Below are 26,748 nucleotides of genomic sequence, written 5' to 3' on the forward strand. Positions count from 1 at the left end.
GCACGTTTCCTCCTTTAATGTTTCGGGCAGCAATCCAATTCATCGTTTCGCTCGCAGGCAGCGACCTCTTCTTCCACCTGAACAAAAACCGTCTCCATGATGTCCATTAGTTGGGCAATTTCTGCATTTCTCAAGCTGTAATAAATGTATTTTCCTTCTTGGCGGCTAACGATAATTCCACAGCCCTTTAGACAAGCTAAGTGTTGCGAAATATTGGACTGGTTACCATTAAGATCATCGACAATTTGAGATACTGTTTTTTCTTTATTTTTGATGGATTCGAGTATTTGGAGTCTTGTCTTATCACTGAAGCCGCGAATGAACTTGGCTTTTACTTCATAACTTGTTTTTACCATTTATTAGCCCTCCATCATCATATCAGCAATCACTAATACGAATTATATTAGTACTCCCTAATATGTGCGTCAATTTTAACCCCCATCAGTACTGAACTGCACCCCTTAACAAGTGACTTCAAGATCTCACTCCTTATATATTAACTTTCACTAATATATCATAGCAGGCCCGCCCCCTCCATCTCACGTACAAAAAAATCCCGCACAAACCGGCACACAGCCGATCCATGCGGGACCCTTCTACTTGATCAAACTATCTTACGCCAGACCAGCAGCTTTATAAACGCGGTCATATGCCCGCTGCGAACGCACAAGCAGTTCCTCCGGCGATTGAGCCGGCGGTTCAGCTGCCAAAATCTCCTGCGTCACCGAGCCTTTGTATCCGATACCGTTCAGCGCGCTTAGGAACCCGGCCAAGTCGATGACGCCTTCGCCCGGGTATAGACGGCCGTTGTCTCGCGCTTCTTCCACAGGTACGTCCGGCGCGTCATTGATGTGCACATGCACGATTTGTTCCGGCGACAGCGCTTCGATGTCGGCTACCGTCAGGCCGTTCGTGTACCAGTGGTACGAGTCGAACAGCAGCCCGACATTCGGCTCGCCGATCGCGGCGATCCAATCCAGCGTTTCCTCGAGCGTCCATAGAAACGGATTCGCCCAAGCGGTGCGCAGGTGGTGCGGGCCGACAAATTCTAGCCCCAAGCGAATGCCGTATGCGCCGAGAATTTGCGCGCACGTGCGCAGGCGGCGCGTCGCGATCACGGCAAAATGCGCCGCTTTGTCATTCGTCGCCGGCAGCACGTACGTGCAGCAAGCGCGGCAGCCCAGCGCCGCCGCGGCAGCCGCGTCATCCGCCAGCCGGCTCAGTCCTTCGCGGAACTTCTCCTCCGAATTCCTCCATTCGACGGACAAGCCGATCGAGCCGATCGCCACGTCATACTTCGCAAGCAGCGCCCGCGCTCCTTCCAATCCGTTACGGTCGATCAGCCCTCTGGCATCGATATCGACCGTGTGAAACCCGTATTTGCCGGCAGCCGCGATCAAATGCTCGTCGCTTCCGATCGAACCCAGCCCGGCGCGGGATAACCCTTTCAACATAGGAACAGTCCTCCTATACTTATTATAGATTCCAGTCGAGCTTCACTTCATGACCGGTACGGGACGACTCGTAGATCGCGTCAAGTACCAGATTGTTCGTAAACCCGGACAGAGCTGACGTAATCGGCTGCTTGCCTTCCTTAATGCAAGCCAAGAAATGACGGCTCAGCCGCAGCCGCTCGCTCTCGTCGTTCTCCGGTTTGGACAGCGCAATCTCCATCGGCTTGTTGAACTTCTCGGTCAGCAGCTTGCCGTTTGCTCCCCGGTAGCTTGCTCCGCCTTCCGTCCCCATGAGATGCACGAAAGGCGTATTGTCCGTGTCCATATGGACGGCCCAGCTTACTTCCAAGGACAGCGTGCTGCCGTTATCCATTTTGATCAATGCCGTAGCCAGATCCTCGACGTCATAGATGCCGTCCCAATTCGGCTTGCCCCATGTGCCGATGCCCTTGCGCTTCGGCCCGAATTCGGCGTAGGTCGCGCCATAGACGGATACCGGCTTCGGATTGCCCATCAAGTATAAAGCCAAGTCCAGCATATGTACGCCGATATCGATGAGCGGACCGCCGCCGGACTGATCCGAACGAGTGAACCAAGTGCCCCAGCCCGGGATGCCTTTGCGGCGGAACCAGCCGGTTTTGGCCGTATAAATATGGCCAAGCTCGCCGCGGTCGATCTGCTCTTTGATTTGCATCGGAACGGATTCCCAGCGCATCTGGTGCGCGATCATGACGACGCGGTCGGATGCTTGGCTTGCTTTCAGAATTTGTCTGGCCGCCGTGGCGTTAATGCCCATCGGCTTCTCCAGCAGCACGTGCTTGCCTGCTTCGATCGCCTGAATCGCCAGCTCCGCATGATACTGATTCGGAACGCCGATAATGACGGCATCCACGTTATCGCTGTGAATAAGCGCTTCAGGCGACGCCATCACCTCAGCAATGCCGTACTCCCGCGCCCGCTGCTCTGCCAGAGGCAGAAACGCGTCTGTAATTGCGGTTAGTTGGCAGAGCTCGCCAAGCTGAGAAAACTGCGAGGCGTGAACGCTGCCGATATTTCCTGCGCCAATGATGCCAATACGAATAGCCATGTTAATCCATCTGCCTCCCCGGATTCTCACATCTCCTGCCCTATCTATGATAAAGTAGGAGATAGAAAAAAGCTTGACTCATATTTCGAAAAACGTCCCATTTCTTCGGAGGCCGCCATCGCCATGACCTTTTTTCCGGACTATTTGAAAAACTATCCGAACATGGATACCGCCTTCCCGCTGCATATAAGCTTGAACTCCCTTAAGCAGGGGTTTCGGGCGCATCGCCATGATTTTCTCGAATTTTCGTACGTCGTCGACGGCCGCGGCTGGGAAAGCATCAATGACGTCAAGCATGAGATGCTGCCGGGCACCTTCACGTTCGTGCAGCCGTATCAGGTCCATGAAATCTTCACCGAACCGGGCAGCACGCTCGTCCTCTATAATTGCAACTTCAGCATGGACCTTCTCATGGGGGCCGGCCATGGCGACGGCTTAGCCGACTTGATCGAACCGAGTTCGCTCGAGCCGTACACGACGTTCACGGGGCCAACGCAGGAACGGATTCGTTTTCTCGCTGCCGATATGTTGAAGGAATACGCAGGCGACGAACCGTGGCGGCTGACGCTGCTTCAGGCGAGATTGAAAGAGCTGCTCGTCCGCTTCGACCGGGAACGCAGAGCAAGAGCGGCGGCTGGAGCGGAAGCCGGGCTTGACAGCATGGAAGCCCCGCTCCGAGCACCTTCCTCTGCGTCCAAACCCAGCCCGTCCGTCTGGCCCATCATTCATTACATTCACCGCAACTACCGGGAAGAGCTGACGCTGTCGCAGCTGTCGGAGCGTTTCGGGATGAGCGTCTCCCGCATCAGCGAGGTTATCAAGGAGACGACCGGCCAAACGTTCGTCCATTTCGTTCATGACCTAAGGCTGCGCCATGCAAGCAGCCTGCTCGTGTCCACCGATTACAGCGTGGTCGATGTCGCGCTGGAGGTCGGGTTCGGCTCGTACAAAACGTTCGCCCGCATTTTCCGCGAACGCAAAGGCATGGTGCCGATGGCCTACCGCAAAGCAAAGCGGCCCCTGTAAGGGGCCGCTCATGAGGCAAACCGCTAGACGCGGTGCAAGCTCTTGCCTTTCTCTTCCTTCACTTCGCGCCACATTCTGCGCCACTCCGTGACATCGGTAAGCTCGCTTCCGGGATCGAGCGCGCTCCTCACCGGAAAAGACGGATGATGGGAGCGCCCGGATGGCGCGCCGGTCTTGTGGTACCGAAGATCGATCGACCAGCGGATGATATCCGACCGGTTCGAGATTCCCCGATGCGGCGTATATTTGTTCATGATCACGAGCCCGCCCTTCCGGCATTCCGCCAGCACCTGTTTCACGTTCGGCAGCAGCTCGGGAACGATCGTCGTGCCGCCCTCGGAGCGATGGTTGAGATACCCCTGTTTAAACACATAAGGCATGACCTCCATGCATCCGGTTTCCGCAGTCGCATCCACGAGCGGCAGCCAGAACGTAATGATCTCGGACGCATCCGAGTCCGGGGAGGTGACGGCGCAATCCTGGTGCCAAGGGACATTTTGAAAATAATCGTTGCCTTCTCCGGCCGACTTGGCCGGGTGCTTGGCCCGCACATGCTGGATCGGATTGCAGGTGATCTCCGTGCCGAGCAGGCATTCGACAAGATCAAGCAGCCCTTTGCCGCTCATGAAGCGAAACATCGCCTCGCCCAAGTAACCGTTAATGTCAAAGCCGCGGCCAATCTCCCGGCTCTGCTCGCAGAGCAGCGTGAAACGCTTTTCAAAAGGCTCGTGTTCGTGCAGCTCGGTAATTTTGCCTTCCGCGTATGCTTTGCGCGCTCTTGCATCGATTTCTGCCGACAGCTCGTCAATGACAGGCTGCAAATCCGCCTCGCTAAATACGTCCGGTACAATCAAATACCCTTCCGTCTGATACCGGATCACTTGCTCCATCGTCAACCGCATGCTCCGATCCCCGCCCTTTTTTGGCATTCGAATTGGTCATCCACAGTTTCTATCATATCGATAAGGCAAGTTTGCGGGAAGGTAGAAAATCACGCCGGATGCGGACTATATTATCCGATATTCGCTCGGCGCGCGCCCGTGATGTCTTCGAAACAGTCTGGCAAAATAGGAGGCGTCCTCGTAGCCTAGCATTTCCGCGATTTCGAACACGGGAAAATCGGTAAAGAGCAGCAGCTTCTCCGCCTCCGTCATCCGCAGCCGCTGCAAATATGCCATCGGCGTCATGTTGGCGTGCGCCTTGAACACGCGGCATAAGTAGTTCGGCGACCAATGCACGAGCTGAGCCAGATGCTCCAGCTTCAGCGGCTCACCGATGTGCGAGCGCATGTATTGCTGCAGGGCCGCGATTTCGTCGGCCACCGCTTCCGTGCCGTCAGCCGGCTCCGCCGCAAGCACGCCCAGCCGCCAAACGATCTCTTCGACCCGCAGCATTAAATCCACGACCATGAGCGACAAATGCTCGGCCGTCACATACCGGTTGCTCGGATCGAGCAGGCGATGGAAGCCTTCGAGCAGAAAAGGCCGCAACGCCGCCGGCACTTCGATCGGGCCTTCGCGGATGGCGGCCGGCATCGACCGTCCCCGCTTTTCCTCGATCCAATTGAACAAATTGGCGGGAACCGGCTCATTATCCTCATTGCGAAGAAGAAACGTACATTCCAGGTTATGCAGGCCGATCCGCTCATCGCCTTGAAACTGATGCCATTCGTTTGGGTTGATGACGTACAAATAGCCGGGCATTGCCCGGCTGATTCGATCGTCGACGAGAAAGACTCCTTCTCCTTCCGTCACATACATGAGATGAAAGACCGGGTGCTGATGCCGCTTCGCGATCATGCCTCTGCGGCCTTGCTGCCGGTCTGTCGTAATATGCTCCGGCTGCAAGCTGCGACCTTCCATCACCAGCCTTAAGCTCAATGCCGCCACCTCGTTAATTAGCGTTTGTCAACCTGCACCCGTCCGGAGAAGAAGGTTGCTCCCTTCCCCATATCCGCCACGCGGTCCGGGGTTAATGCGTTTACTACCGCCTTGCCGCTCTTCCCATCCGACCATAAGCCTTGGCTGACTACGACGCCCGGAAGCACGTCATCGCCGACGGCCGCCGTCAGCTCGCAGCTGCCGCGGCCGTTCCATACCCGGATCGCATCGCCGTTCCCGATGCCTCTGGCCGCCGCATCCGCACTGTTCATATATAGCTTCGGCGTGCGCTCCATGGCGACATGCTTCTCGTTATTCGAAAACGTCGAGTTCAGGAAGTTATGGTTTACCGTCGGAATGAACAGGAACGGATACGGACCGTCATCGACGAGCGGCGTATAAGTCGGCATCGGCGGATAGCCTTTGCGCTCCATCGTCGCCGAGTAAAGCTCGATCCGCCCGCTTGGCGTGCGCAATTTACCCGGGAATAGCGGCTTGACGTCCGCTTTGACCGCTCCTTCTGCCTTTAGCCTCTCTAGCGAAACCGCCGCTAGATTCGGATTGTTCGGATTGTTCAGCGCCTGCTCGATCATCGCCTCATCGGTATCTTGCAGCGCTTCGTCATCGTAACCCATGGCCGCGGCAAGCAAGCGGAATACCTCGGTATTCGATTTGCTCTCGCCGTAAGGAGCCGCTACCGGCTGCTGCAAATGAACGTAATGGTGCCAATACGAAAGGTACAAATCGGTATTTTCAAATGCCGAGGTCGCAGGCAGTACAATGTCCGCGTAAACAGCCGTTTCCGTCGGGAACAGATCATGCACGACCGTGAACAGGTCTTCTCGCGCGAGCCCTTCTCTTACCTTGCTTGCGCTTGGCGCCACAATGGCCGGATTGGAGTTATACACATAGAGCGAAGATATAGGGCGCTCCAATTCCAGCAGTGCGCTGCCGATCAAATTCATATTGATTTCGCGGGCCCATCGGTTCGTTCGCAGGTCGGGCCGCTCCAGCGCTGACCTGTTGAGCGCCAGAAAGCCGCCGTTTCCTTTGATAGCGCCGCCCCCGCGTTTCAGCCAATGTCCCGTTACAGCGGGCAGGCAGGCGATCGCGCGCGTCGTCATGCCGCCGTTGTCGTGATGCTGCGGGCCGTTGCCGATGCGGATAAACGCCGATTCGCTGCCGCCATACAGGCGGGCCAGCTTGTAGATGTCATCTACCGGCACGCCCGTGATCGCGGATACGGACTCCGGCGTATAGGTTTTTACATGCTCGCGCAGCTGTTCGCGGCCGACGGTATGCTGCGCCATGAACGCCTCATCCGTCAGCTGCTCCGCAAACAAAATATGCATCAGGCCAAGCGCCAGCGCCGCGTCCGTGCCCGGCAAGATCGGTATGAACCAATCCGCCCATTTGGCCGTCCGGTTGCGATGGACATCGATGACGACGACCGTCGCGCCGTTCTTGCGCGCCTTCTCGGCTATCGTCACTTGATGCATGTTCGTGCTGACCGCGTTGATGCCCCACATGATGATGAGCTTCGCGTGCACGGTTTCCTCCGGATCGGTTCCGATGCTGCCTCCCATCGTATAGCCATAGCCTTCCATACCCGCCGCTTGGCAGATCGATAGAGCAAGCTTGCTGGCACCCATCCGATTGAAGAACCGGCTGCCTAGCCCCTCCGTCCCGATACGGCCCATATTACCGTAGAAATAATACGGAAGAATCGCCTCAGGCCCCTCCGCCTCGATCAGACGCTTCCAGCGATCCGTGATCGTATCGATCGCTTCTTCCCAGCTGATCCGCTCAAACTGGCCGCTTCCTTTGGGACCGGTCCTCTTCAGCGGGTACCGCAGCCTCTCCTTATCGTTGATGCGTTCCGCCATATGCCGGACTTTGTTGCAGATCGCGCCTTGCGTGACGGGATGCTCCGGATCTCCCTCGATCCGGACGATCCGCCCGTTTTCTTTATGAACAAGAAGCCCGCATTGGTCCGGGCAATCCAGTGAACAAACCGATGGAAAAATGCCGTCCGATTCATTGGCCATAGTTGAAGTTAAAGATCTAGTCGATGATGCCATACTGCCAAGCACTCCTTCCCGCGCAAGCGTACGTCTATTATATCGGCTGCCCGGCATCCTGAAAAGGACCGCAAGCACAAGAAGAGCCTGCATCCGCGCAGGATGCAGGCTTTCCGTTAGACTGCGGAAACGTACGAGCCCGTTTCCAAATACAGCAGCTGCTCCGGCGTAAGAGTCAGCTCGCTTGCCGAGCAGCATTCCGGCACGTGAGCCGGCTTCGTCGTCCCGATAATCGGGTAAACCGGGAACGGCTGCGAAGTCAAATACGCCAGCGCGACAGCCGTGCCGCTCGACCCAAGCTCTTCGGCCAGCCGCTGCACGCGCTCCAGCCGATCGAAGCTTGCGTCGTTGAAATACATCCGCCGTACCGCGGAGGCGCTGCCTTCGCCGCCGGGATCCGTCCCTCTGGCATACCGGCCGCTGAAGAAACCGTTAGCCTGCGACGAATACGGGATGACCGTCATCCCGGTCTCCGCGAAGTAGCCGCGATCCGCGTCCGACATGGCGACCAAAGTCGGGTCGCCGATCGCGCCCGGCGTGATGACAGCCAAGTTCCAGAGCGGCTGGCTGGCCGCGAACGGCGTGAGACCGCGCGCGGCGGCATAGCTTTGCGCCTGCTTGATCCGCTCGACCGTCCAGTTCGAGCAACCGATGCTCCGGATTCGGCCTGCCTTCAGCTCTTCGTGCAGCGTTTCCATAATTTCATCTACCGGCACGCTCGCATCGTCGCGGTGAAGCCAATAGAGATCGATATATTCGGTCTGCAGCTGGCGAAGGCTGCGAGCGATGTCATCCTTCAAATCCTGGCGCCGGAGCCTTGGGATATGCATCGTCGCCAGCTCCGGATGGCCTCCCTTCGTCGCGAGAATAAGCTTCTCGCGGTGTCCCCGCTCCTTCAGCCATTCGCCAAGCCGGATTTCGGTCAAGCTTCGTCCCTGCCCCACCCAATCGTCATACACCAGCGCCGTATCGATAAAATTGCCGCCCTGCTCGACATAGAGATCGAGCAGCCGGTATGCCTCCTCTCGGGACATATGGCCGCCGAAGCCCGCCGTTCCCATGCAAATGACGGCCGCATTCAGCTCCGTTCCCGGTATTACGCGATATCTCACGATCTTCTTCCTCCCACTCTTCATGCTTGCCGGCTTACTGTACCCTGCCAACGGAGGCACCGCCATCGACGACCAACACTTGCCCGATAATCTGCTTGCTCATGCCGGAAGCAAGGAAAACGACCGCATCGGCAATGTCCTCGCCGGTCTGCACGCGGGCCGATAAAGCCGCAATCTGCTCCTCGTCCATCCCGTTTGCTTTCCACCTTGCGACCTCGCCCTCCGACGCAACCCACCCCGGCTGCACGCAATTGACCCTGATGTTATGCTTCGCGAGCGCCTTGGCTAAATTTTTCGTCAAGGTGACGATCCCGCCTTTGGAAACGGCATAGGCCATTGTCGCCGGCTCCCCCGCCGCCGCATGATTCGAGCCGATGTTGACGATAACGCCTCCGCCCCGTTCCATCATGGCGGGGACTACGGCTTGGCACAGCAAATAAGCCCCTTTCAGATTAATGCCGAGCACGTTGTCCCAGAATGCCTCGTCCGTCTGCAGCAGGTCCGCTCTCGGAAAAATGCCCGCATTGTTCACAAGCACGTCAACCGCGCCAAAATGTCTGGCCGTCCCATCAACGAGCGCCTCGATCTCGGACCGTTTGGAAACGTCGCAGCGGATAAAATGAACACGAGCATGGCCTTCCCGTTCCGCCAGCCGCTTCGCCGTATCGAGGCCGCCTTCATCCGAATCGGCAATCACGACCCGCGCGCCGCATTGAAGGAACCGCATGGCAATCGCCCGGCCGATGCCTTTGGCGGCGCCTGTTACGACGACCGTCCGTCCGTCAAACGCGATCAGCGGCGCCGTCATGACTGCAGCGCATCCTTCCTCGCAGCCTCGTAAGCCATGCCTGGTATTTGCGTCGCCAGCTTGCCGCCGCTTATGTCGATCATCGTGCCGGTTATGTAGCCGGCGAGATCGGAAGCGAGGAAGCAGATCAAGCTCGCGATGTCCTCTTTGCTCCCCCAACGCCGCAGCGTCAGCGTTTCGAGCAGCCGCTGCTGCCTTTCCTCGGGCTGCTTGGCAAAGCTGTTCATATCCGTCGGAATCATCCCCGGCGAGTAGCAGTTCACGGTGACGTCATAAGGGCCAAGCTCGCCTGCGAGTACGCGGGTAAACTGTTTCACGGCGGCCTTGGAGGATGCATAAGCTGCGCTGCCATATGCCGGAACGATGGCGGCGAACGAGGCTGCGTTCAGAATGCGGCCGGAACGCTGCGCTTTCATGACCGGCACGACCGCTTGGCACATGAGGAAGGTGCCCTTCAGATTGATGTCCATATTGGCGTCCCAAATCTCTTCCTTGAGCGTCTCCACCGTACCGCCGCTGGCCACGCCGGCATTGTTGACAAGAATATCTATTCGACCGAACCGGCTTTGTACCTCCTTCACAACTTCCGCGATTCTGTTAGCATCCCGTACATCGCACAAATACTGCGCGCCGTTCAGCTGCTGTTCCGCGAATTCCAGCGCCAGCTCATCCATCAGCTCCTGCCTGATATCGGTGCCGACCGTAATGACGCCTTCCTTCGCCAGCGTCAGCGCTATATGGCGTCCAATCCCTCTGCCGGCTCCCGTGACGATGGCAACTTTTCCGCTTAGATCGATGATCATTGCAAACGCTCCTCTCGTCCTTGTAAAGGAATGCGCTTACATGGTACCATTTCACTATCCGGAAAAGATTTACATAAAGGTGACCGTTTTTTGGATTTTTCCGAAATCGTCATGCAAGGCGGTGAGGTTTTCCATGGACAACGCTGCATTTCCGCGATTAAGAGCTGCTGCGCTTCGCGACTTATCTCCGGTCATCCATTGGGCGCGGCAGCATTTCCGCTCTCCGCAGTTCAAGTGGAGCCGGCGGATCTACGATTTCGAGCTTCTATATGTAAAACACGGCGAGATCCGGGCCGCGATCGAAGGCGAATCATTCCTTGTCCGGGCAGGCAGCCTGCTCGTGCTGACGCCGTGGAAGCACCACCGGATCGAAGTGCTCACGGAGCCGCACGCCGAGCTGCTCGGCGTCCATTTTGACTTTTTCGACGGCGCTGCCGCCAGCCATGCCATCATCGTCGACGAGCATAACCCGAACCCCGACGCCTTCAGCGACATGCCGTATTTAACGCCGGACAACCTGATTCTTTTTACGGAACCGCACCTGCCCAACGTCTCCCCCAAGATCATCGCTCTGCTCGAAAATGTGATCCAAGAATGGAACGAACGCCACCGCGATTATGACAGCGTCTGCAAAGGGCTCATGCTGCAGCTGATTGCCCTGCTGGTCCGCCATCAGAGCGAGCACAATCAGATGCCGCACCCCAAACATGAGCGGAAACTGCTCGAACTCGTCCAAGCGATCCGCACCGAATGCAGCCGCAAGTGGTCAAGCGCGGAAATGGCAAAATTTTTGCTCGTGCATGAGGATTATATGAGCAAGCAGTTCAAAGCCATGATGGGCGTCGGTCCGAATAAATTCGTGCAAGGCGTGCGCCATCAGGAGGCCAAGCGCCTGCTGCGCGAAACGGATCATACGGTGGAGTGGATTGCCGGCGCGGTCGGTTATGAGGATTTTCACTACTTCAGCCGGGTCTTCAGAAAGTGGGAGGGCATGTCCGCCATGCAGTTTAGGAGGCTGTCGCGTACGGTGTAAGTTTAACTTGAAAATGGGGAGTGAGATGAAGTGCAAGCGCTGCGATCGAATCTAGAGACCTATATTCACGCCTACCTGGCATTATGGGACTTTTACGGCGTGGTTCAAGTCACCAAAAAAGGCGAAGTGCTTTTTGAAAACGCATATGGCTATGCAAATATCGAGTTTGGCATTAAAAACGATATTACATCCTGCTTCTCCCTCGCTTCCGTTTCCAAACAGTTTACTGCATTTGCGATTATGCTCCTGCATGACAACCATATGCTGGACATAGACAAATCCGCGCAGCTCTACCTCCCTGCCGACATGAAGATCGACGAGGCGATCACTGTGCATCATTTATTGTCGCATACATCCGGTCTCTATAATTTCTATAATTTTAAAGATGACTTTTTTGCCGGATATAACAGAGAGGATTACTCGAGAAGCGAATTCTTCCAGCGGTATATTAGTAGAAAGCCTACTCGACCGCCAGGCTCGGTATATGACTACAATAACTCGAACTATAATTTGCTTGCGTGGATGATTGAACAAGTATCAGGCGTGAAATTCGATGATTTTATTAGAAATAACATTTTTCTGCCGCTTGATATGGCTGACAGCGACGTGGATGATGGCTGCAAGCCGATTAAAAATAGAGCTTCCAATTATTCGAAAGATTTTGATGCCTACATCAGAAGTCCCTATCATAACGAGAAATTTAGCATAGGTGCAGGAGCTATCGTTTCGAACTGCAGCGATTTGCACAAATGGTACGCCTGTTTGCGGGATCGAAAAATCCTTTCGCAGGAAACCTATGCGAGATTTTTCAACGCGAATATGTCCAACTACTGCTACGGACTGGAACACCATCATAGGCATGGCACGTCCGGATACTCCCATGGAGGGGATCACCTCGGGATAAGCACCTATGTGCAGCATGATTTCGATGAAGATATTTGTATCATCATTCTATCGAATATTGAAGCCATTGATCAGTATAGATTGGGCAATGCGATTTCGGACATTCTGCATGGCGTAGATGCAGATGTTCCGACGAAGCATGAAGAGGTCCCCGTCAACCAAAGCCTGCTTAAAACGTATTGCGGTACGTATTTGAAAGATAAGATCGAACTAGAGCTTATCAATGGGAAATTGTACTTTACTAGATTCTCAGGCAATTTTCACACCGAGATTTATCCCGTTGGCGAAGGGCGATTTGCCCGCAGGTACTCGGATCAGATCCAGCCGTATACGATTGCAGCGAACGAAAACGGCCATATGATGTTTTTCGGGTTTATTAAAGAAGAAAATCTTGCAGATTAGTTGCAGGGATTCTAAGGGACATAACGCATAAGCTTAACGGTTGCCACGCACGCTATTTAGCCTCAAATGGCCCTTTTAAAATTCTAACGGTTCTCAGAGACGCTAATTGGCGATTCGGGCAGCGAATTCTTCCGATTTGAGCCAAATAACCCCTCTGGCGACCGTTAGATGTTAATAAGGGTTATTTTTATGCCAATAAGCACTGTAGCATCCGTTAGAACATGTAGGCGCTCTCTCATGCTGCCACGCACACGCTATCCATATTGAAGTTGACAAGCCCGCCTGTTTAATCGATGGTAGGATTCTCTACAGGCTGAGGGCCATCCTTTCCGGGATGGCCCTCTTTGACGTTATCGACACTGCGCTTTACGGCAGCCTGTAAAGCGCAAACGGCTTCCCGTACCGGAATGCCTCGCTCATGTCGTTCAACGCATCAGTGGCTTCCGGTGTAAGCTCGATTTCCGCGCTGCGCAAATTGTCCTCCAGCTGCTCGGTCCTTGTCGCTCCGACGATCACCGTCGAGACGGCAGGCTGCTTCATGAGCCACGCTAGCGAAAGCGAGCTTGGGCTGCAGCCGATTTCGGCCGCAAGCCCGTTAACCTGCCGGCTTAGCGCCACTCTGCCTTCGTCGAGGAACCGCGCAAAGCTCGGGTCGGTCACGACTCTGGAGCCGGCCGGCGCTTCTTCCGCCGTTAAGCCGTACTTCCCCGTCAAGATGCCGCCAGCCAGCGGGAAATACGGGATGATGCCGACGCCTTGGTCCAGGCACAGCGGGACAAGCTCCTGCTCGGGCGTGCGGTCCGCGAGCGAGTAGCTGACCTGCATGGACACGAACCGCGTCCAATCCTTTGCCTCGCTAATGCCAAGCGCCTTCATCAGCTCCCAAGCCGCATAGTTGGACGCGCCGATATAGCGGACTTTGCCCGAAGCGACCATGTCATCCAACGCGCGAAGCGTTTCTTCCAGCGGCGTGCGCGAATCGAACGTATGGATTTGATAGAGGTCGACGTAATCCGTCTTGAGCCGTTTCAGGCTGCCCTCCAGCTCATGCATCAGATGGCGGCGCGAAGAGCCGCTTGCGTTCGGGCGACCGGCTTCCCTCACCAATCCGGCCTTCGTCGCCAGCACCGCATCATGCCGTCTCCCGGCTAGCGCCAGCCCGATGATCCGCTCCGATTCCGTGCCTGCGTAAATATTGGCCGTATCGATGAAATTGATGCCGCTGTCCAAGGCACGATGGATGATGTCGATGGACGTTTGCTCGTCTGCGCGCTTGCCGAACGCATTCGTCCCGAGTCCGAGGACGGATACTTGCAGCCCGCTGTTTCCGAGATAGCGGTAGTTCATTGTTAGTTGCCCCTTCCAGATATGCTCAGGCTTTAAGGGGAGTATACCATAAACGGTGCCGTTCGGAGATCGCATGAGCGTTCAGGATTCAGCCATGTTTCGTATTGTATCATCTGCACCAAAATGATACAATTTGTATATAATATATGAGGAGGAATGCAGCTTTGAGCCTAAACAAAAAAACGGTTGTTGCATTAGCTTGTGCTTTGCTTCTCATTTTTACATGTATCGTTGTCTACGCTGACGGTGAAGGCGAGGCGACAAGCAAGATTTATGCATGTCAGGATAAAAAGACAGGCGTTCTCCGGGTGGTCAGTAGCAATACATTATGTAATAGCAAATCGGAAATTCCGCTATCGTGGAATATTGCAGGACCAAAAGGCGATGCAGGCGAGCCTGGGCCGCAAGGGCTAGCTGGCGCCGATGGCGCGCAAGGGACTCAAGGGTCCCAAGGAGAACAAGGACCTGCCGGTCCTGCCGGTCCTGCCGGAGCCGATGGCGCTCAGGGAGCTCAGGGGCCCCAAGGCGAGCAAGGCCCACAAGGGCCGGCTGGTGCCGATGGCGCTCAAGGGCCTCAGGGTCCGGCGGGACCACAAGGCCCGAAGGGCGACCCAGGCACCGGTACCGGCCCATACGCTTATGGTTATGTAAACGCGGACGGCACCGTGCAATATGGAACGACGAATTTTAACGTGAATCTTATTGGCGGAAGCTACTACTCGATTCGGCTGGATAATGCCGCAGATAAAAATTTCGTGACGGTTGTTACTCCCGCAGCTACGCCAGGATCGAATACGAGTACCTTTTCCGTTGGCCGGGAAGATGATGATGATATTACGGTCATGTTTATTGAGAGGAACGGCTTCAATGGCACGATGACCAATTTCTACTTTGTCGTCTACGAAGCACCGTCGGTTACAACTTCGACATTCTACAAGGATGCTGACGGTGACGGCTACGGGAACTCTCTCGATTCCATCCGGGCCGAAACGCAGCCGGCAGGCTATGTCTCGAACAAACTGGATTGCAATGACGACAATGATTCGATACGTCCAGGCGTACAGGATCTCTACGATGGCATTGATAACAATTGCAACGGATCCGATGGTGAAAATAGTCCTCGATACCGCTTCTTTGCAGATGCGGATCGCGATGGCTGGGGCAGTATGGATCCGTTTAGCAGTTACTCTTCTTTCTCTCCTGAACCGACGTTTGGTTAAGTGACGGAAGATAAGAGCGGCGATTGGGACGATTTCAATGCGACGGTATATCCGGGAGCTCCGGAAATTCCGGACGGATTAGATAATGACCAAGATGGTCTGGTTGACGAGACCGATTAGCAGAAACGACAGAAAAGGGGCTGCTCCATGCCGGAGCAGCCCCTTCTCTTATTTCTTCTGCTTATAGAACTCATGGTACAGCTTCATCAGCGCCCGCTTCTCTATTCGCGACACATAGCTCCTCGAGATGCCAAGCTCTTTCGCGATTTCCCGCTGCGTCCGCTCCTCGCCGCCTGCGATCAGGCCGAACCGGCCGACGACGACCTCCTTCTCGCGTTCATCCAATATATCTAAATTTTTATAGATTTTGCTCTTTTCTATCTTCAGCTGCACCTTCTCGGCGACATCGTCCGCTTCGGTTCCGAGGATGTCGATCAACGTAATTTCGTTGCCCTCTTTATCGGTACCGATCGGATCGTGCAGCGATACGTCCTTCCGGGTCTTTTTCAGGGATCGCAAATGCATCAAAATCTCGTTCTCGATACATCGGGCCGCGAACGTCGCGAGCTTCGTCCCTTTGCCGGTCTGAAAGCTCTCGATCGCTTTGATCAAACCTATCGTGCCGATAGAGATGAGATCCTCCAAATCTTCGCCGGTATTGTCGAATTTTTTGACATTGTGTACAGAAGCCGATGTCAGCATTTGTCATGATTCCGCTCCCGTCTCCCTCTCTTCCCGAAGTCCAGTAATCAGCTCATCTAGGAAGCCGATGGCCGTCACCCGAATCTCCGCCCCTTCGCGGCTGATGAGAAATTCATGGACTAAGGATTGTATGATATGCCGTTTCTCTTCGGTCCGCAGCTCTCTGATTATACGCTCAATCGTCGTATCTTCTATCACGGAGACAGACTCGTTTCTCAGTTGAGAAAGCCTTTCCAGGCATGCCTGCTCGCGCTCCTGCAGCGCATTCTTTTCTGCTTGAAGCGAACGGAATTCCTGCTCCATTTCTTCCGCGTCGATGAATGCTTTGCGGAACATCAGTTTGATCTTCCCCGCTTCTTTATCCTTGGCCTGCAAGAGCCTGCCGATAGACTCCGATTCCAGGAGCAGCTCGTTCATGAGGGATTCCTTACTGCATGTTAACCTTTCCGCATACGCCTGAGGATCGGAAATGACCTTCATGACTAAGCTCCATACATAGTCATCGAGTACCTCGGCACGTATGGAACGGCCAGAACACCGCTCGATGTGATGACCGAATCGCTTCGGATTTCGATTGGGGCAGCGATAGCATGTATAGGACTCTCGTGTCCCGGTAAGCTTATTTAAACGGCCGGAATAGGTGGTTGCTTCCCATCGGCGTCCGCAATGTCCGCATCTCAGCAAGGATTTCAATAAATATTCGTGTTTGACATGACCGGCGTTCTTCGTATTCTTCCCGCGCTGCTCTTGCGCCAGCCGGAACAGCCGTTCATCGATAATGGCCGGAACCTCCACGAGGATCCACTCTTTCTCGTCACGGATCGTGTAGGTCTTCTTGGGAGCGCCGTTCTTCGTGCGCTCTCCTTTCAGCTTCCGGGTGCTTCTGCGATTGTAATAGTACCTGCCGATGTAAATCTCGCTTCTTAAAATCTTTTGGATGGAGCTGGCACTCCAGCTCTTGGTTTCCGCCCGTTTCGGTTCGGCCCCCATTTCCGTTAATTGATTGCCGATTTCCCTCATTGTCATATGGTCGCAAACGTACCATTGATAGATCAGCCTCACGAATTGAGCCTCGGTTTCATTGATCACTAAACGGCTTTCCGCATAGTCGTATCCGTATGGAGGCACCCGCATCGGCATAATTCGTTTATCCTTCTCGACCGCCTTAAGACGGCCGCGGATCGTCCGCTTCTTAATCAATGAAAGCTCATACTGGGCGATTACGCTGATTAGATTGAAAAACAGCTGTCCTTCCGGCGTATTCTTGTATTCGGTATCGACAAACAACAGTTCCACGTTCCTGGATTCAAGCTCGCGGCAAATAAATAACTTGTCCGTCAGATCGCGGGACAACCGGTCGGGATGAGTAATGACCACTTGCGAAATGAGGCCTGCCCCGATATCCTGCCTCAGCCGGTTCATCGCCGGCCGGTCCATATCTTCGCCGCTAAATCCCTCTTCCTTGTACACTTTAATAGCCGAGAGGGCGACATTGTGTTCCCTTGCTTTCTTCATGCACAACTCCACCTGACCGTCCAAGCTCGTTCCTTCTATGGCCTGCATGCCGGTCGATACCCGCGCATAGACCGCCGTGTACACATGCGTTCACCACCTTTCGGCACATCCGCCTATAAAAAAATAAACCGCCTGCTATAAACGTCAGTCGGTTTTCTTTATTAATTTACGGAGTATAAAGTCAATGACGCGCCATTTCGCTTCAAGTGCGGCCGGACTGATGCTGCCGTTCATGCTCCCGGCCTGTTCGATGTCTTCGTGCTTGCCGGCGGGCACATAGGTGAACGAAGATGTTTTATCCATCAAACCACCTCCATACAGGTGTATTCGGTATGCGGCTTGACTTAGTCCTTATGAAATCATTCCCGATAGCAGTCCGATGCCGGCCGACAGCAGGTCCTTACATTTCCAAAAGTTTTGCTATCTCTACTTGGGTGACAAGCCAATCCTCCCCTTCAATGCTGCCGGTGATCAACGTTTCCATGCCCTGGCCGATATCAAGCGCAACCTTCCCTAATTCTTTCGCTATAAAGGGTGCTAGTATGACGGCATTTATTGCTGCAGCAAGCAAGCATACGTCAAAATCGCATGCGCTTAGCTCCTGCTTTACTCTAGGTATATCTTCAAATTGATTGATCTTGATCGTCCCGGTGATTTGGAAGCCGAGTTTATCCTTCAGGGAATGCTCCAAAGCAGCTTTTACTTCATCCGCATAGCTGCAAACAATGGCAATCTTTCTGTTTTTCAACATCTTGTGGAACTTCTGCTGTTGGGAAATCATGATCACCCGCCGCGTATAAGCTTCAAATAAGTATTGGGGGCGGATGCCATAATAGTCGAACACTTTTCTAGTAAATTCTCCGGCCTCCGATACTCGAATACAGATTCCAACGATATCCGCATTCCGTACCGCATCGAGCGCGGCATCCCGGGCCGCGATATTCGGAAACCTGATCCCGCGATGCCAGTGCCCTCTCGTTACATGTTTGTTATTGGCTACGTCGGCTTCCGGATGGTTCATGAATTGCTCCTCCGAATAAACGGTATATTGAGCCAAGACATGCGTTTCGGTAACCCCGACGGAAATCACGGACAGCGGTAATCGATGCTCGAGCGAAAATAAGATTTTGTCCATCACTTGCCCGGTATTCAGTTCTGCAGTCAATGCGGATGCCCTCCTCCAAGATAAAACTATTACTTGCAATCTCTTAGCTAGTATATTTTATGTTCCCGTTCTCCATAGAGCAACGGCGCCAGCCACGGCAGAGCTGCTTGGATTGTCGTGTTCTTCCCGTAACCAAATCGGACGGCCGGAATAAAATGCGCATATAGGTTCTGGAGAAAGAAACGGGCGGCACGGACCTTTCGCGACTAGATCCTGATTGACCCGCAGAAGGAGCGTATGTACATTGTCCATTTTACTGACCGGGGGAGCAGGCTTTATCGGCAGTCACACCTGCGTGGAACTGCTCGATGAGGGCTACGAAATTATCGTGGTCGACAATCTGTCTAACAGCAGCGCGAAATCATTGGAACGCGTAAATGAAATAACGGGCAAACCGATTAAATTTTATGAAGTCGATCTGTTGGACCGTGAAGGGCTTGAGAACGTATTCGCCGAGAATACGATTGATGCCGTCATCCATTTCGCAGGCTTTAAGTCGGTTGGCGAATCGGTCAAACATCCTCTCAGCTACTACCATAACAATATGACGGGAACGCTGGTCCTTGCGGAAATCATGCAAAACTATCAAGTCAAGAAAATGGTCTTTAGTTCATCGGCTACGGTTTACGGTTACTCCGAGCGTATGCCGATCAAAGAGGATGAGCCGCTCAGCGCTACCAATCCTTATGGGCGGACCAAGCTGATGATCGAAGAACTTTTACGGGACCTTGCAGCTTCCGATCCGTCATGGAGCATCACCATGCTTCGTTACTTTAACCCGACGGGAGCGCACCCGAGCGGTCTCATTGGAGAGGATCCGAAGGGCATACCGAACAATATTTTGCCGTACATTACCCAAGTTGCGGTTGGCAAGCTGCAGAAACTAAGTGTCTTCGGCAGCGATTATCCGACGGTAGACGGAACCGGCGTCCGTGATTACATTCATGTGGTCGATCTGGCCAAAGGCCATGTGAAAGCCTTGAAGAACGTCCTCGCTGCGCCAGGTACTGCATCCTACAATCTTGGAACGGGAAAAGGATACAGCGTGCTTGAGCTCGTTCGTGCGTTTGAGAAGGCATCCGGCAAGAAGGTGCCCTATCAATTGGTTGGACGCCGTCATGGGGATGTAGCCATCAGTTACGCAGACCCGCAGAAGGCCATGCAAGAGCTGGGCTGGAAAGCAGAGAAAAGCTTGGATGACATTTGCGCGGATGCATGGCGCTGGCAGTCGGGCAATCCGAAAGGTTATTCAGATCGATAGTATGTAACTTCAGCAGGAATCCACATGAACCATATGGCAGTTCCTGCTTACTCGGCAGCCTCATGGCTGCCTCTTTGCTTTTGGACGCAAATCGACGATTTTGATCCATCCGTTTTCCTTCATAAACACAGGATCATACTCGTCTCCCCACCGTTTCAGGGCATCGCGAATGTTCCATTCGGTAATCTCGCGGTAAATATCGATCAAATTCGTTTGATTATGATGATGCCGGCGGTGGATGTAGAGCGGCACGTCGATCCAATGAAAATGACAGACCTCGATCAATCGCATCAGCACCCGCTTATCTTCCATATACCTGCCTTCATAGGGATCATCCGCAGGCCATCCGCCAATCGATTTCAAGGTGGAGGTCCGGTAAAACCGGGGCCACTGCGACATATTGGATAGCAGGAAATCGTACTTATCCCGGAATGAACGATTCCTTGTGACGATATTAAAGAATAAGCCTCCGCTTGGATTAATCGAAATCGAATTGATGTTCCCGCTGATCAGACCGACATGCTCCGGCTGATTCCTAGCCTCGGCCAGCAATACTTCAAGCGTATAGGGAAAGAACCAGTCGTCCGCATCGAGCTGTATCACGTAAGGCGTTGTGACGGCAGCCAGACCGACGTTCATCGTTTTCGATTGACCGATGTTCCTTTCGTTGCACATGTACGTCACGCGCGGGTCCGCCAGATAGGGCTTCGCAATCGCAATGCTTTCGTCGGTCGAAGCATCATCGACCACAATAAGCTTCCAATGCTCATACGTTTGTTTAAATACGGTTTCAATCGCTTCTTTCAAGAAGCTGCCTGCATTATACGTAGGGATTAGCACCGTTACTTCTGATTCCATCGCATTCACCTCAGGTTTCTGACTAATGCTTCGAAATCAAATCCGTCTTGTCCGTCGATCAGCAAATCAAGCGCATGACCGAAATCAAGCGCGACCTTGCCGGTATCGTTCGCCAGCCGTGGAGACAGAAGGGTCGCGGGAATGCCGGCCGCTATAAGCGCGATCTGCCACTCTTTATTGCTCCTAAGCTGTTCATACGCCGTCTCCAGCTGGTCGTAGCCTTCCAGATTCACGGTATCCACGACCGTCACGCCGTACTTTCGGAGAACAGGCGCAGCCTCTGCAGCTCTTCTGCCAGCCAGAACGACACGGTACTGCTTCAGCCATTCCCAGAAATAAGGGAGCCTCGTCATATGATGCGTGACCCAGGCAGAGCAAATCGTATAGAATCCCAGGCCAAGATCCACAAACGTCTTTTTGGAATATTCCGCGCCGGACGCATTCTCGCTGGTCGACAAAATGCCTACGGTCGTCGCAGAAGAAAAAGCCTTGATCAGCTCTGCGCGGACATTCTGGCCTGCAAGGCCATTATATTTGCGATAGTAGGTCATGCCGTTATAAAAATCAGGAAAAATCCTTAGTTCGGCAATTTCGGCATGACCGAACCGGGCCACCGAATAAGGTTTGCCGTCCCGTACCGCGTCATCAATGCAGCCTATTACTTCCTCCGTCGTAAGCATGTATCGTTCGTAGCTGAAATCGTTCGTAAAATATCGATTATCTCTGTATTCCATGGCCATCCCCCATTCATTCAATGATTTCGATCGGAATGTGCGGAAACCCGTTTTGAATATAAGGCCTTAAATAATGGCCTTGGCGGGACCCAAGCAGGAAGATCCGATCAATTCCTCTGGTGGCGATCAGCTTAGAAATGAGCCGTTCCATGATGTCAAGCTTCAGTTCGATTTTTGGGACGTAGAGCGGCAGGTTGAAGATATCGGAAGTCAGCCAGCTGAATTCGTCGATATCCGAACCCGTTACATATTCGGTTCCTACCATCGTGACAACGTAAAAATCCGAATGCAGCCCGTCAACGAAATTCAAGCACCGGGGAGAAAGCCGTTCTCTATTCGTTTGGGGCATCAGCAGCAGCCATCGAGGTTTATTGGGCGTGGTCTGTTTTGACGTATAATTTTGCCAGTCGCTACCATTCTGAATGCGGGGGCTCATATCTTTTAACGGCGAGTTGTTCTCCCATCTCTGCTTCAGTTGATTCAAATAATCCTCCTGATAAAGGAGCGGATGGCGCGCTTTGATTTGGCCGACCAGCTGTTCGTGGTGATCGATCGCTTCGTGAACCATGGACCTTCCATGCCTCCGGTACAGAAATAACCGTTCGAAAATGGAATACCCGTACCAGCCTTTCTCGCCGACCGTAATCCAGAAATCCCAATCCTCGTAGCCCATAACCACGAAGCCGCTCTTATACCCGCCCGCTTGAACAAAGGCTTCTTTGCGAAGCAGCGACGTCCCGCATGCAATATTGTGAAACAGCAGCTTATGAAAATTGTACTGCGGGGCATCATGGACCCAATTTTCCGTCCCGAAGGCTTTGACTTGAGGCGAAACAAAGCCGACCCTTGGGAAGAGCTCCATGATCCAGAACGCCTTCTCCAAATATGTCGGATGAATCAAGTCGTCAGCATCCAACGGCAGGATATATTTCCCTTTCGCCTCCGTAAACCCCTTATTTCTGGCTGCGGCGACCCCTTTATTCGACTGTTTGATCACGGTGGTTTTCGGCTTATCCAAGGAAGATAACAAATGAACTGTGCCCGGGTCGTCCGAACCGTCATCCACGACAATGATTTCAACGTCCTGGAAAGTCGAATTCAGAACGCTGTCTATTGTTTCTTCTAAATATTCGCCATAGTTATAGCAAGGAATGACTACGCTTATTAGCGGGTCTCCACTCATTCTGAAGTTAGACCTCCCTTTGGAAAGGCGGTTTATGAAATCAAACAGTCTCATGTCCGCGGTACCAGGCAATCGTTCTGGCCAGCCCTTCTTCTAAAGAGACGCTAGGGGAGAAGCGCAAGATCGCGCTTGAACGCGTAAGATCAGGCACTCGGGCCGGCATGTCTTCGTACCCTCTCCCATAGGCTTCTTCATAGGATTTGAACGCAATAGGCGAATCGGAGGCGGTCATGTTTACGATCATCCGGGCCAAATCAAGCACGGTTATAGAACGATTGGATCCGATATTGAAGGCGAGTCCGTCCGCTTCCCTGGCAAGCGCGCTGACGGTGCCTCTCACGGTGTCGTCGACATAAGTGAAGCAGCGGGATTGCGAACCGTCGCCATGCACTTCCAGAGGCTCTCCCTGAAGCGCTGCGCGGATAAACCGCGGAATGACCATCCCGTACTGGGAGTTCGACTGTCTGGGACCATAAGCATTGAAATAACGAAGAACGGTGACAGGAAGTCCCCTGTCGGCGTACGCAAAGCATAAGTGCTCGTCAATCGATTTGGCTGTCGCATAGCACCACCGATTGATGGACGGCGCTCCATACACCCGGTCCGATGTTTCAGAGAACGGAAGAAGCGCGTTTTTGCCGTAAATTTCCGACGTGGAAGCGAAGATTACTTTGATGCCTCTCCGGAAAGCAAGCTCCAGGATATACCTTGTTCCGTCTATATTGCCTTCGATGACCTTAATTGGGTCATCAACCGTGTTTTTCACGCCGAGGACAGCGGACAAATGGATGACGGCTTCTACCTGATCGATGCATCTCTTAAGCTCCAGATAGTTCAAGACAGATCCTTCAATGAACGTATGCTGTTCGTGGACGAGCACTTCCTGCAAAAACTCCTTCCGGCCGGCTGACAGATCGTCCAATGTCAGGACCGTGTGTCCCTGCTGAAGAAGCGCCCTCACCAGGTGGGATCCGATGAAGCCTGCCCCTCCGGTTACTAGAATTTTCATGAATGACATTCCCCTCCCGGCACGATTCAAAGCAAGACGATGTTCGATTTGTCTTTCAAGCTGTCGGTTGCGTTTCGGGTATCGACAATCAACTTGGCGTGCTTGGCTAGCACATCGTAACGAATCGACGAATGGTCGGTAAGAATGAGCAGACAGTCCTTCTGCTTTACGTTTCTGGCAGTAAGGGAGATCCGCTTCAGCGTAGTCCCCGCTATTGTAAGCTCCGCTATATATGGATCGAAGAAGCTCATTTGAGCCCCTTGCTGCATCAGCAGCTCCATGATTTTGAGCGCCATCGATTCGCGCAGGTCGTTCACGTCCTTCTTATACGTCGCGCCAATGACCATAATGCTGCTTTGATCGAGGGCAAGCGGATGCAGGCTCTTAGTCGTCCGATCCACGATATAAGCGGGCATTTCTTCATTGATTCGATGGCTTAACTCGATGAAGGGCATCTCGGCGCCGTACTGCTTCGCCTTCCAGAGCAAATACATCGGATCGACGGGTATGCAGTGTCCTCCCACGCCTGGGCCGGGATAATAGGGCATAAAGCCGTAAGGCTTCGTGCCGGCCGCTTTGATGACCTCCCATAGATTAATGTCCATCGCTTCGCACAGCTTCACTAAGTCGTTCATAAACGAGATATTCACGAATCGCTGACAGTTCTCAACCAGCTTCGTCATCTCCGCCGTTCTTGCGTTTGCGACGGTGACCACTTTATCGAAGACCTTCCCGTAGATGCGACTTGCATACTGGGTGCAGGCAGCGGTCGCGCCTCCTACTACTTTAGGTATCGATTGCAATGCGGATCCTTTCTGGCCAGGGTCGATTCGTTCAGGAGAATAGGCCAGGAAGATGTCCTTGCCGACTCGAAACCCCCGCGCTTCTATTAACGGCTGCAATTCTTCCTCCGTCGTACCCGGGTAAGTAGAGCTCTCCAGAACCAGCAATTGTCCAGGACGCAAATAGGGTATAGCCTGTTTCATCGCATGAAAGACAAAAGTAAGGTCAGGCTTTGCCTCGTCTGTGGTCGGAGTAGGCACGCAGAGAATCACGCAGTCGGCTTCGGCAATGGTTTCGTATAAGACGCCTACATGAAACCGGCCGCCCGCAAACATCGCTTTAAGCTCCTTGCGGGTCAGATCGGATAAATAGGGCTGCATCCTCTGAAGTTTCTTAATTTTATTTGGGTCTGTATCTACGCCAAAGACGGTGTGGCCGTTCTCCAAAAAAAGTCTGGCCAGCGGCAGCCCAACGTATCCGAGCCCGATGATGGCGATCTTGTAGAGTTCATTAGGCTGCATGAATGAGTCCCCTCCCAGGTAGAATGCTCCTGCCATCATCGTACGCATTTCGATCTAGCAAAGCCCTAGATAGCTGCCTTTCTTTATGAAAATAGGAAATTGTCCATGGTCTGATATTTTCGAAAACGGGTATTTGTCCCTTTCGGAATGCCATGCCGACACATACACATGTAAAGACTTGAGACCAGAAAGGAAGGTTACCATGCGCATTCTCCTTGCCACCTATTGGGGGCTTCCTTCTGTAGGAGGATTGGAAAAATATGTACTGCAGCTGAAGCGGGGGCTGGAAGCACGGGGGCATGAAGTGGATATTTTCTGCAGAACGCCTGACGACTCTGGTTTTCATATCTTAAACAAGGGCTTGTTTTTGCCGAAAAGAGAAATTCAGCCCATGATCTCCGCCAAAGCGGATACCTATTTCGCCAGGCACCTCCCCGGACTTGATCCAGAGGTCAAATTTATGGAAGTCGATAAATATAGCTTTGAGGTTGCCGCCGCTTATTTCCGCCCCGCAGCCTATGACATTATTCATACGCAAGACGTGATTTCAGCCCGGGCATTCTCTCGTATCCGCCATGCTCGTACTGCACTGGTGTCCACCATCCATGGGTGCCTTTCGACTGAAAGTCTCGCAAGGCATCAAGCGGATGGTCTTTGGTACGACGATTATACGAAAACCCCGCTCTGGCGCTACTATGGTCTGATCGAGCACTACGGCATCATGCAAAACCACGAAACGATCATGCCGACGGAGTGGCTTAAAGGCATCATGGTGCGGGATTTTCGAATTCCGGAGGACCGGATGACGACGGTCCCGAATGGCATGGATATTGAGGGATTCTTGAGTGAAATGCACAAACCCGCCGTTACTCCCGACGCCGGAGGGAGGAAGATCATTTTATGTTCAGCCCGATTCGATCCGGTTAAAGGACATGTGCATTTACTTCGGGCTCTATGCCAACTAAAGAAGGTCCGAAACGATTGGGTTTGCTGGCTGGCGGGAAATGGGCAGTTGGAAGGAAGGCTGAGAGAGCTGACTGCAGCGTATGGACTTCAGAACGAGGTCGTATTTCTAGGAAAACGGGATGACGTTCCGGCTCTATTGAACAAGTCGGACATAGTCGTGCTTCCGAGCTTGCAGGATAATCAACCGTACTCCATTATGGAAGCTCACGTTGCCGGCAAACCGGTAGTCGCGTCCAATGCCGGCGGCATTCCGGAAATGGTAACGCATGAGATGACAGGACTAATCTTTCCTGCAGGAAACGAACAGGATCTATACGGCAATCTGCTTGCCGTTCTAAGCGAGGACGACCGCAGGAGCTGGCTCGGACAACAGGGCAAAGAGTTCGGCCGGCGTCATTGGTCTCTTCCCTTGATGACCGAGCGAATTTTAGCGATCTACGAGAAGGCACTCCAAAAGAGATGGAGGTAACGCTCATGGCTGCGCGAAAACGAAAAAAAACCGGGATCGTGAGGAGAAAGTCATCACGGGTCCGGCGTAGGAGCAGAATTAGAAAAAGCCGCCGCGCCTTCCGTCTCGGAAGGAAGAAACTGAGGAGGGGACGCCGTACCGTTTCTCTCGTCTCGGCTAACAAATACAACCGATTCTTTCTTCCCCCGCACCGAACGATTCGGTTAAAGGTACAGCCCAGAATATGGGATCGGATCGCGGCTGAGCTTCCCCCTACCTACCTCGCGCCTGATATTGATTTCGTGAATCATATGAAACAGTTTTCGTAACCCAGCCTGATCGGTCCCGTGTGCGACTCTTGCAAACGTTCGGAACCGGTCGGGTTTATTTTTGTGCGGGGCTTGTCCATAAAAGGCTTCATCCTCCAAAGCACCCCCTAAATCGATA

The 26,748-nt window shown here is 53.5% G+C and carries 26 protein-coding genes; 7 read left to right on the forward strand and 19 right to left on the reverse strand.

Annotation, left to right across the window (positions count from 1 at the left end):
* Positions 1-14: 14 nt before the first annotated feature.
* The 3 genes from DL346_RS15660 to DL346_RS15670 all read right to left on the reverse strand — a co-directional run bounded on the left by DL346_RS15660 (position 15) and on the right by DL346_RS15670 (position 2,541).
* Positions 15-356 carry an ArsR/SmtB family transcription factor gene (locus DL346_RS15660; protein WP_112882988.1) on the reverse strand — a complete coding sequence of 114 codons (342 nt, stop codon included), beginning with the start codon at positions 354-356 and terminating at the stop codon, positions 15-17.
* Between the two features lie 258 nt (positions 357-614).
* Entirely contained in the window at positions 615-1,454 is an 840-nt protein-coding gene (locus tag DL346_RS15665; RefSeq protein WP_112882989.1) for a sugar phosphate isomerase/epimerase family protein, read from the reverse strand.
* A 22-nt stretch (positions 1,455-1,476) separates the two neighbouring features.
* Positions 1,477-2,541, reverse strand: a complete 1,065-nt coding sequence (locus DL346_RS15670; protein WP_112882990.1) for a Gfo/Idh/MocA family protein — start codon at positions 2,539-2,541, stop codon at positions 1,477-1,479.
* Between the two features lie 123 nt (positions 2,542-2,664).
* Between DL346_RS15670 and DL346_RS15675 the strand changes: the two genes are divergently transcribed.
* Positions 2,665-3,567 carry an AraC family transcriptional regulator gene (locus DL346_RS15675; protein ID WP_112882991.1) on the forward strand — a complete coding sequence of 301 codons (903 nt, stop codon included), beginning with the start codon at positions 2,665-2,667 and terminating at the stop codon, positions 3,565-3,567.
* Between the two features lie 23 nt (positions 3,568-3,590).
* On the opposite strand, the gene DL346_RS15680 is transcribed toward DL346_RS15675, so the two are convergent.
* The 6 genes from DL346_RS15680 to DL346_RS15705 form a co-directional block, all read right to left on the reverse strand.
* Entirely contained in the window at positions 3,591-4,496 is a 906-nt protein-coding gene (locus DL346_RS15680) for a phytanoyl-CoA dioxygenase family protein (protein WP_206098525.1), read from the reverse strand.
* A gap of 78 nt (positions 4,497-4,574) precedes the next feature.
* Positions 4,575-5,447: a helix-turn-helix transcriptional regulator gene (locus DL346_RS15685; RefSeq protein WP_112882993.1), complete on the reverse strand. Its 873-nt coding sequence runs from the start codon at positions 5,445-5,447 to the stop codon at positions 4,575-4,577.
* A gap of 17 nt (positions 5,448-5,464) precedes the next feature.
* Positions 5,465-7,528, reverse strand: a complete 2,064-nt coding sequence (locus DL346_RS15690; protein WP_240633188.1) for a molybdopterin-containing oxidoreductase family protein — start codon at positions 7,526-7,528, stop codon at positions 5,465-5,467.
* Between the two features lie 116 nt (positions 7,529-7,644).
* Positions 7,645-8,640, reverse strand: coding sequence for an aldo/keto reductase (locus tag DL346_RS15695; protein ID WP_165822522.1), 996 nt, complete (start codon positions 8,638-8,640; stop codon positions 7,645-7,647).
* 34 nt (positions 8,641-8,674) lie between these two features.
* The gene (locus DL346_RS15700) at positions 8,675-9,448 is read right to left on the reverse strand and encodes an SDR family NAD(P)-dependent oxidoreductase (RefSeq protein ID WP_112882996.1); all 774 of its coding nucleotides are present in this window, start codon (positions 9,446-9,448) and stop codon (positions 8,675-8,677) included.
* Positions 9,445-10,251 carry an SDR family NAD(P)-dependent oxidoreductase gene (locus tag DL346_RS15705; RefSeq protein ID WP_112882997.1) on the reverse strand — a complete coding sequence of 269 codons (807 nt, stop codon included), beginning with the start codon at positions 10,249-10,251 and terminating at the stop codon, positions 9,445-9,447. Before DL346_RS15705 ends, DL346_RS15700 begins: the two co-directional genes overlap by 4 nt.
* Positions 10,252-10,384: 133 nt before the next feature.
* Here DL346_RS15705 and DL346_RS15710 point away from each other — a divergent pair, with 133 nt between their 5' ends.
* Positions 10,385-11,284, forward strand: a complete 900-nt coding sequence (locus DL346_RS15710) for a helix-turn-helix transcriptional regulator (protein WP_165822523.1) — start codon at positions 10,385-10,387, stop codon at positions 11,282-11,284.
* A 30-nt stretch (positions 11,285-11,314) separates the two neighbouring features.
* Entirely contained in the window at positions 11,315-12,589 is a 1,275-nt protein-coding gene (locus DL346_RS15715) for a serine hydrolase domain-containing protein (RefSeq protein WP_112882998.1), read from the forward strand.
* Positions 12,590-12,955: 366 nt separating this feature from the next.
* Here DL346_RS15715 and DL346_RS15720 read toward each other — a convergent pair whose 3' ends face one another.
* Entirely contained in the window at positions 12,956-13,936 is a 981-nt protein-coding gene (locus DL346_RS15720; RefSeq protein ID WP_112882999.1) for an aldo/keto reductase, read from the reverse strand.
* 164 nt (positions 13,937-14,100) lie between these two features.
* On the opposite strand from DL346_RS15720, the gene DL346_RS29760 reads away from it, so the two are divergent.
* Positions 14,101-15,156 carry a MopE-related protein gene (locus DL346_RS29760; RefSeq protein WP_121497980.1) on the forward strand — a complete coding sequence of 352 codons (1,056 nt, stop codon included), beginning with the start codon at positions 14,101-14,103 and terminating at the stop codon, positions 15,154-15,156.
* Complete coding sequence (locus DL346_RS15730) at positions 15,157-15,276, forward strand: putative metal-binding motif-containing protein (protein ID WP_112883001.1); 120 nt, start codon at positions 15,157-15,159, stop codon at positions 15,274-15,276.
* Between the two features lie 48 nt (positions 15,277-15,324).
* On the opposite strand, the gene sigK is transcribed toward DL346_RS15730, so the two are convergent.
* The 4 genes from sigK to DL346_RS15745 form a co-directional block, all read right to left on the reverse strand.
* Positions 15,325-15,858 carry an RNA polymerase sporulation sigma factor SigK gene (gene sigK, locus DL346_RS15735; RefSeq protein WP_112883002.1) on the reverse strand — a complete coding sequence of 178 codons (534 nt, stop codon included), beginning with the start codon at positions 15,856-15,858 and terminating at the stop codon, positions 15,325-15,327.
* A gap of 3 nt (positions 15,859-15,861) precedes the next feature.
* Entirely contained in the window at positions 15,862-17,457 is a 1,596-nt protein-coding gene (locus DL346_RS15740) for a recombinase family protein (protein ID WP_112883003.1), read from the reverse strand.
* Between the two features lie 60 nt (positions 17,458-17,517).
* Positions 17,518-17,676 (reverse strand): hypothetical protein, encoded by a 159-nt coding sequence (locus tag DL346_RS29095; RefSeq protein WP_165822524.1) that lies wholly within the window; start codon positions 17,674-17,676, stop codon positions 17,518-17,520.
* 97 nt (positions 17,677-17,773) lie between these two features.
* Positions 17,774-18,577 (reverse strand): GT-D fold domain-containing protein, encoded by an 804-nt coding sequence (locus DL346_RS15745; protein ID WP_338066310.1) that lies wholly within the window; start codon positions 18,575-18,577, stop codon positions 17,774-17,776.
* A 205-nt stretch (positions 18,578-18,782) separates the two neighbouring features.
* Here DL346_RS15745 and galE point away from each other — a divergent pair, with 205 nt between their 5' ends.
* Positions 18,783-19,799, forward strand: coding sequence for a UDP-glucose 4-epimerase GalE (gene galE, locus DL346_RS15750; RefSeq protein WP_112883005.1), 1,017 nt, complete (start codon positions 18,783-18,785; stop codon positions 19,797-19,799).
* Between the two features lie 60 nt (positions 19,800-19,859).
* Here galE and DL346_RS15755 read toward each other — a convergent pair whose 3' ends face one another.
* The 5 genes from DL346_RS15755 to DL346_RS15775 are packed head-to-tail and all read right to left on the reverse strand — an operon-like array spanning position 19,860 to position 24,887.
* A complete protein-coding gene (locus DL346_RS15755; RefSeq protein ID WP_112883006.1) occupies positions 19,860-20,657 on the reverse strand; it encodes a glycosyltransferase family 2 protein in 798 nt (265 codons plus the stop codon).
* A 5-nt stretch (positions 20,658-20,662) separates the two neighbouring features.
* On the reverse strand, positions 20,663-21,391 hold the full coding sequence (locus tag DL346_RS15760) for a GT-D fold domain-containing protein (protein WP_112883007.1): 729 nt from the start codon (positions 21,389-21,391) through the stop codon (positions 20,663-20,665).
* Between the two features lie 13 nt (positions 21,392-21,404).
* Positions 21,405-22,574 carry a glycosyltransferase family 2 protein gene (locus DL346_RS15765; protein WP_165822525.1) on the reverse strand — a complete coding sequence of 390 codons (1,170 nt, stop codon included), beginning with the start codon at positions 22,572-22,574 and terminating at the stop codon, positions 21,405-21,407.
* A gap of 40 nt (positions 22,575-22,614) precedes the next feature.
* Positions 22,615-23,583 carry an NAD-dependent epimerase/dehydratase family protein gene (locus DL346_RS15770; protein WP_112883009.1) on the reverse strand — a complete coding sequence of 323 codons (969 nt, stop codon included), beginning with the start codon at positions 23,581-23,583 and terminating at the stop codon, positions 22,615-22,617.
* 26 nt (positions 23,584-23,609) lie between these two features.
* Positions 23,610-24,887 (reverse strand): nucleotide sugar dehydrogenase, encoded by a 1,278-nt coding sequence (locus tag DL346_RS15775; protein ID WP_112883010.1) that lies wholly within the window; start codon positions 24,885-24,887, stop codon positions 23,610-23,612.
* A 250-nt stretch (positions 24,888-25,137) separates the two neighbouring features.
* Between DL346_RS15775 and DL346_RS15780 the strand changes: the two genes are divergently transcribed.
* Entirely contained in the window at positions 25,138-26,322 is a 1,185-nt protein-coding gene (locus DL346_RS15780) for a glycosyltransferase family 4 protein (protein ID WP_165822526.1), read from the forward strand.
* Positions 26,323-26,748 lie beyond the last annotated feature (426 nt).

The organism is Paenibacillus montanisoli (assembly GCF_003268025.1).
Taxonomy (GTDB): Bacteria; Bacillota; Bacilli; order Paenibacillales; family Paenibacillaceae; genus Paenibacillus_Z; species Paenibacillus_Z montanisoli.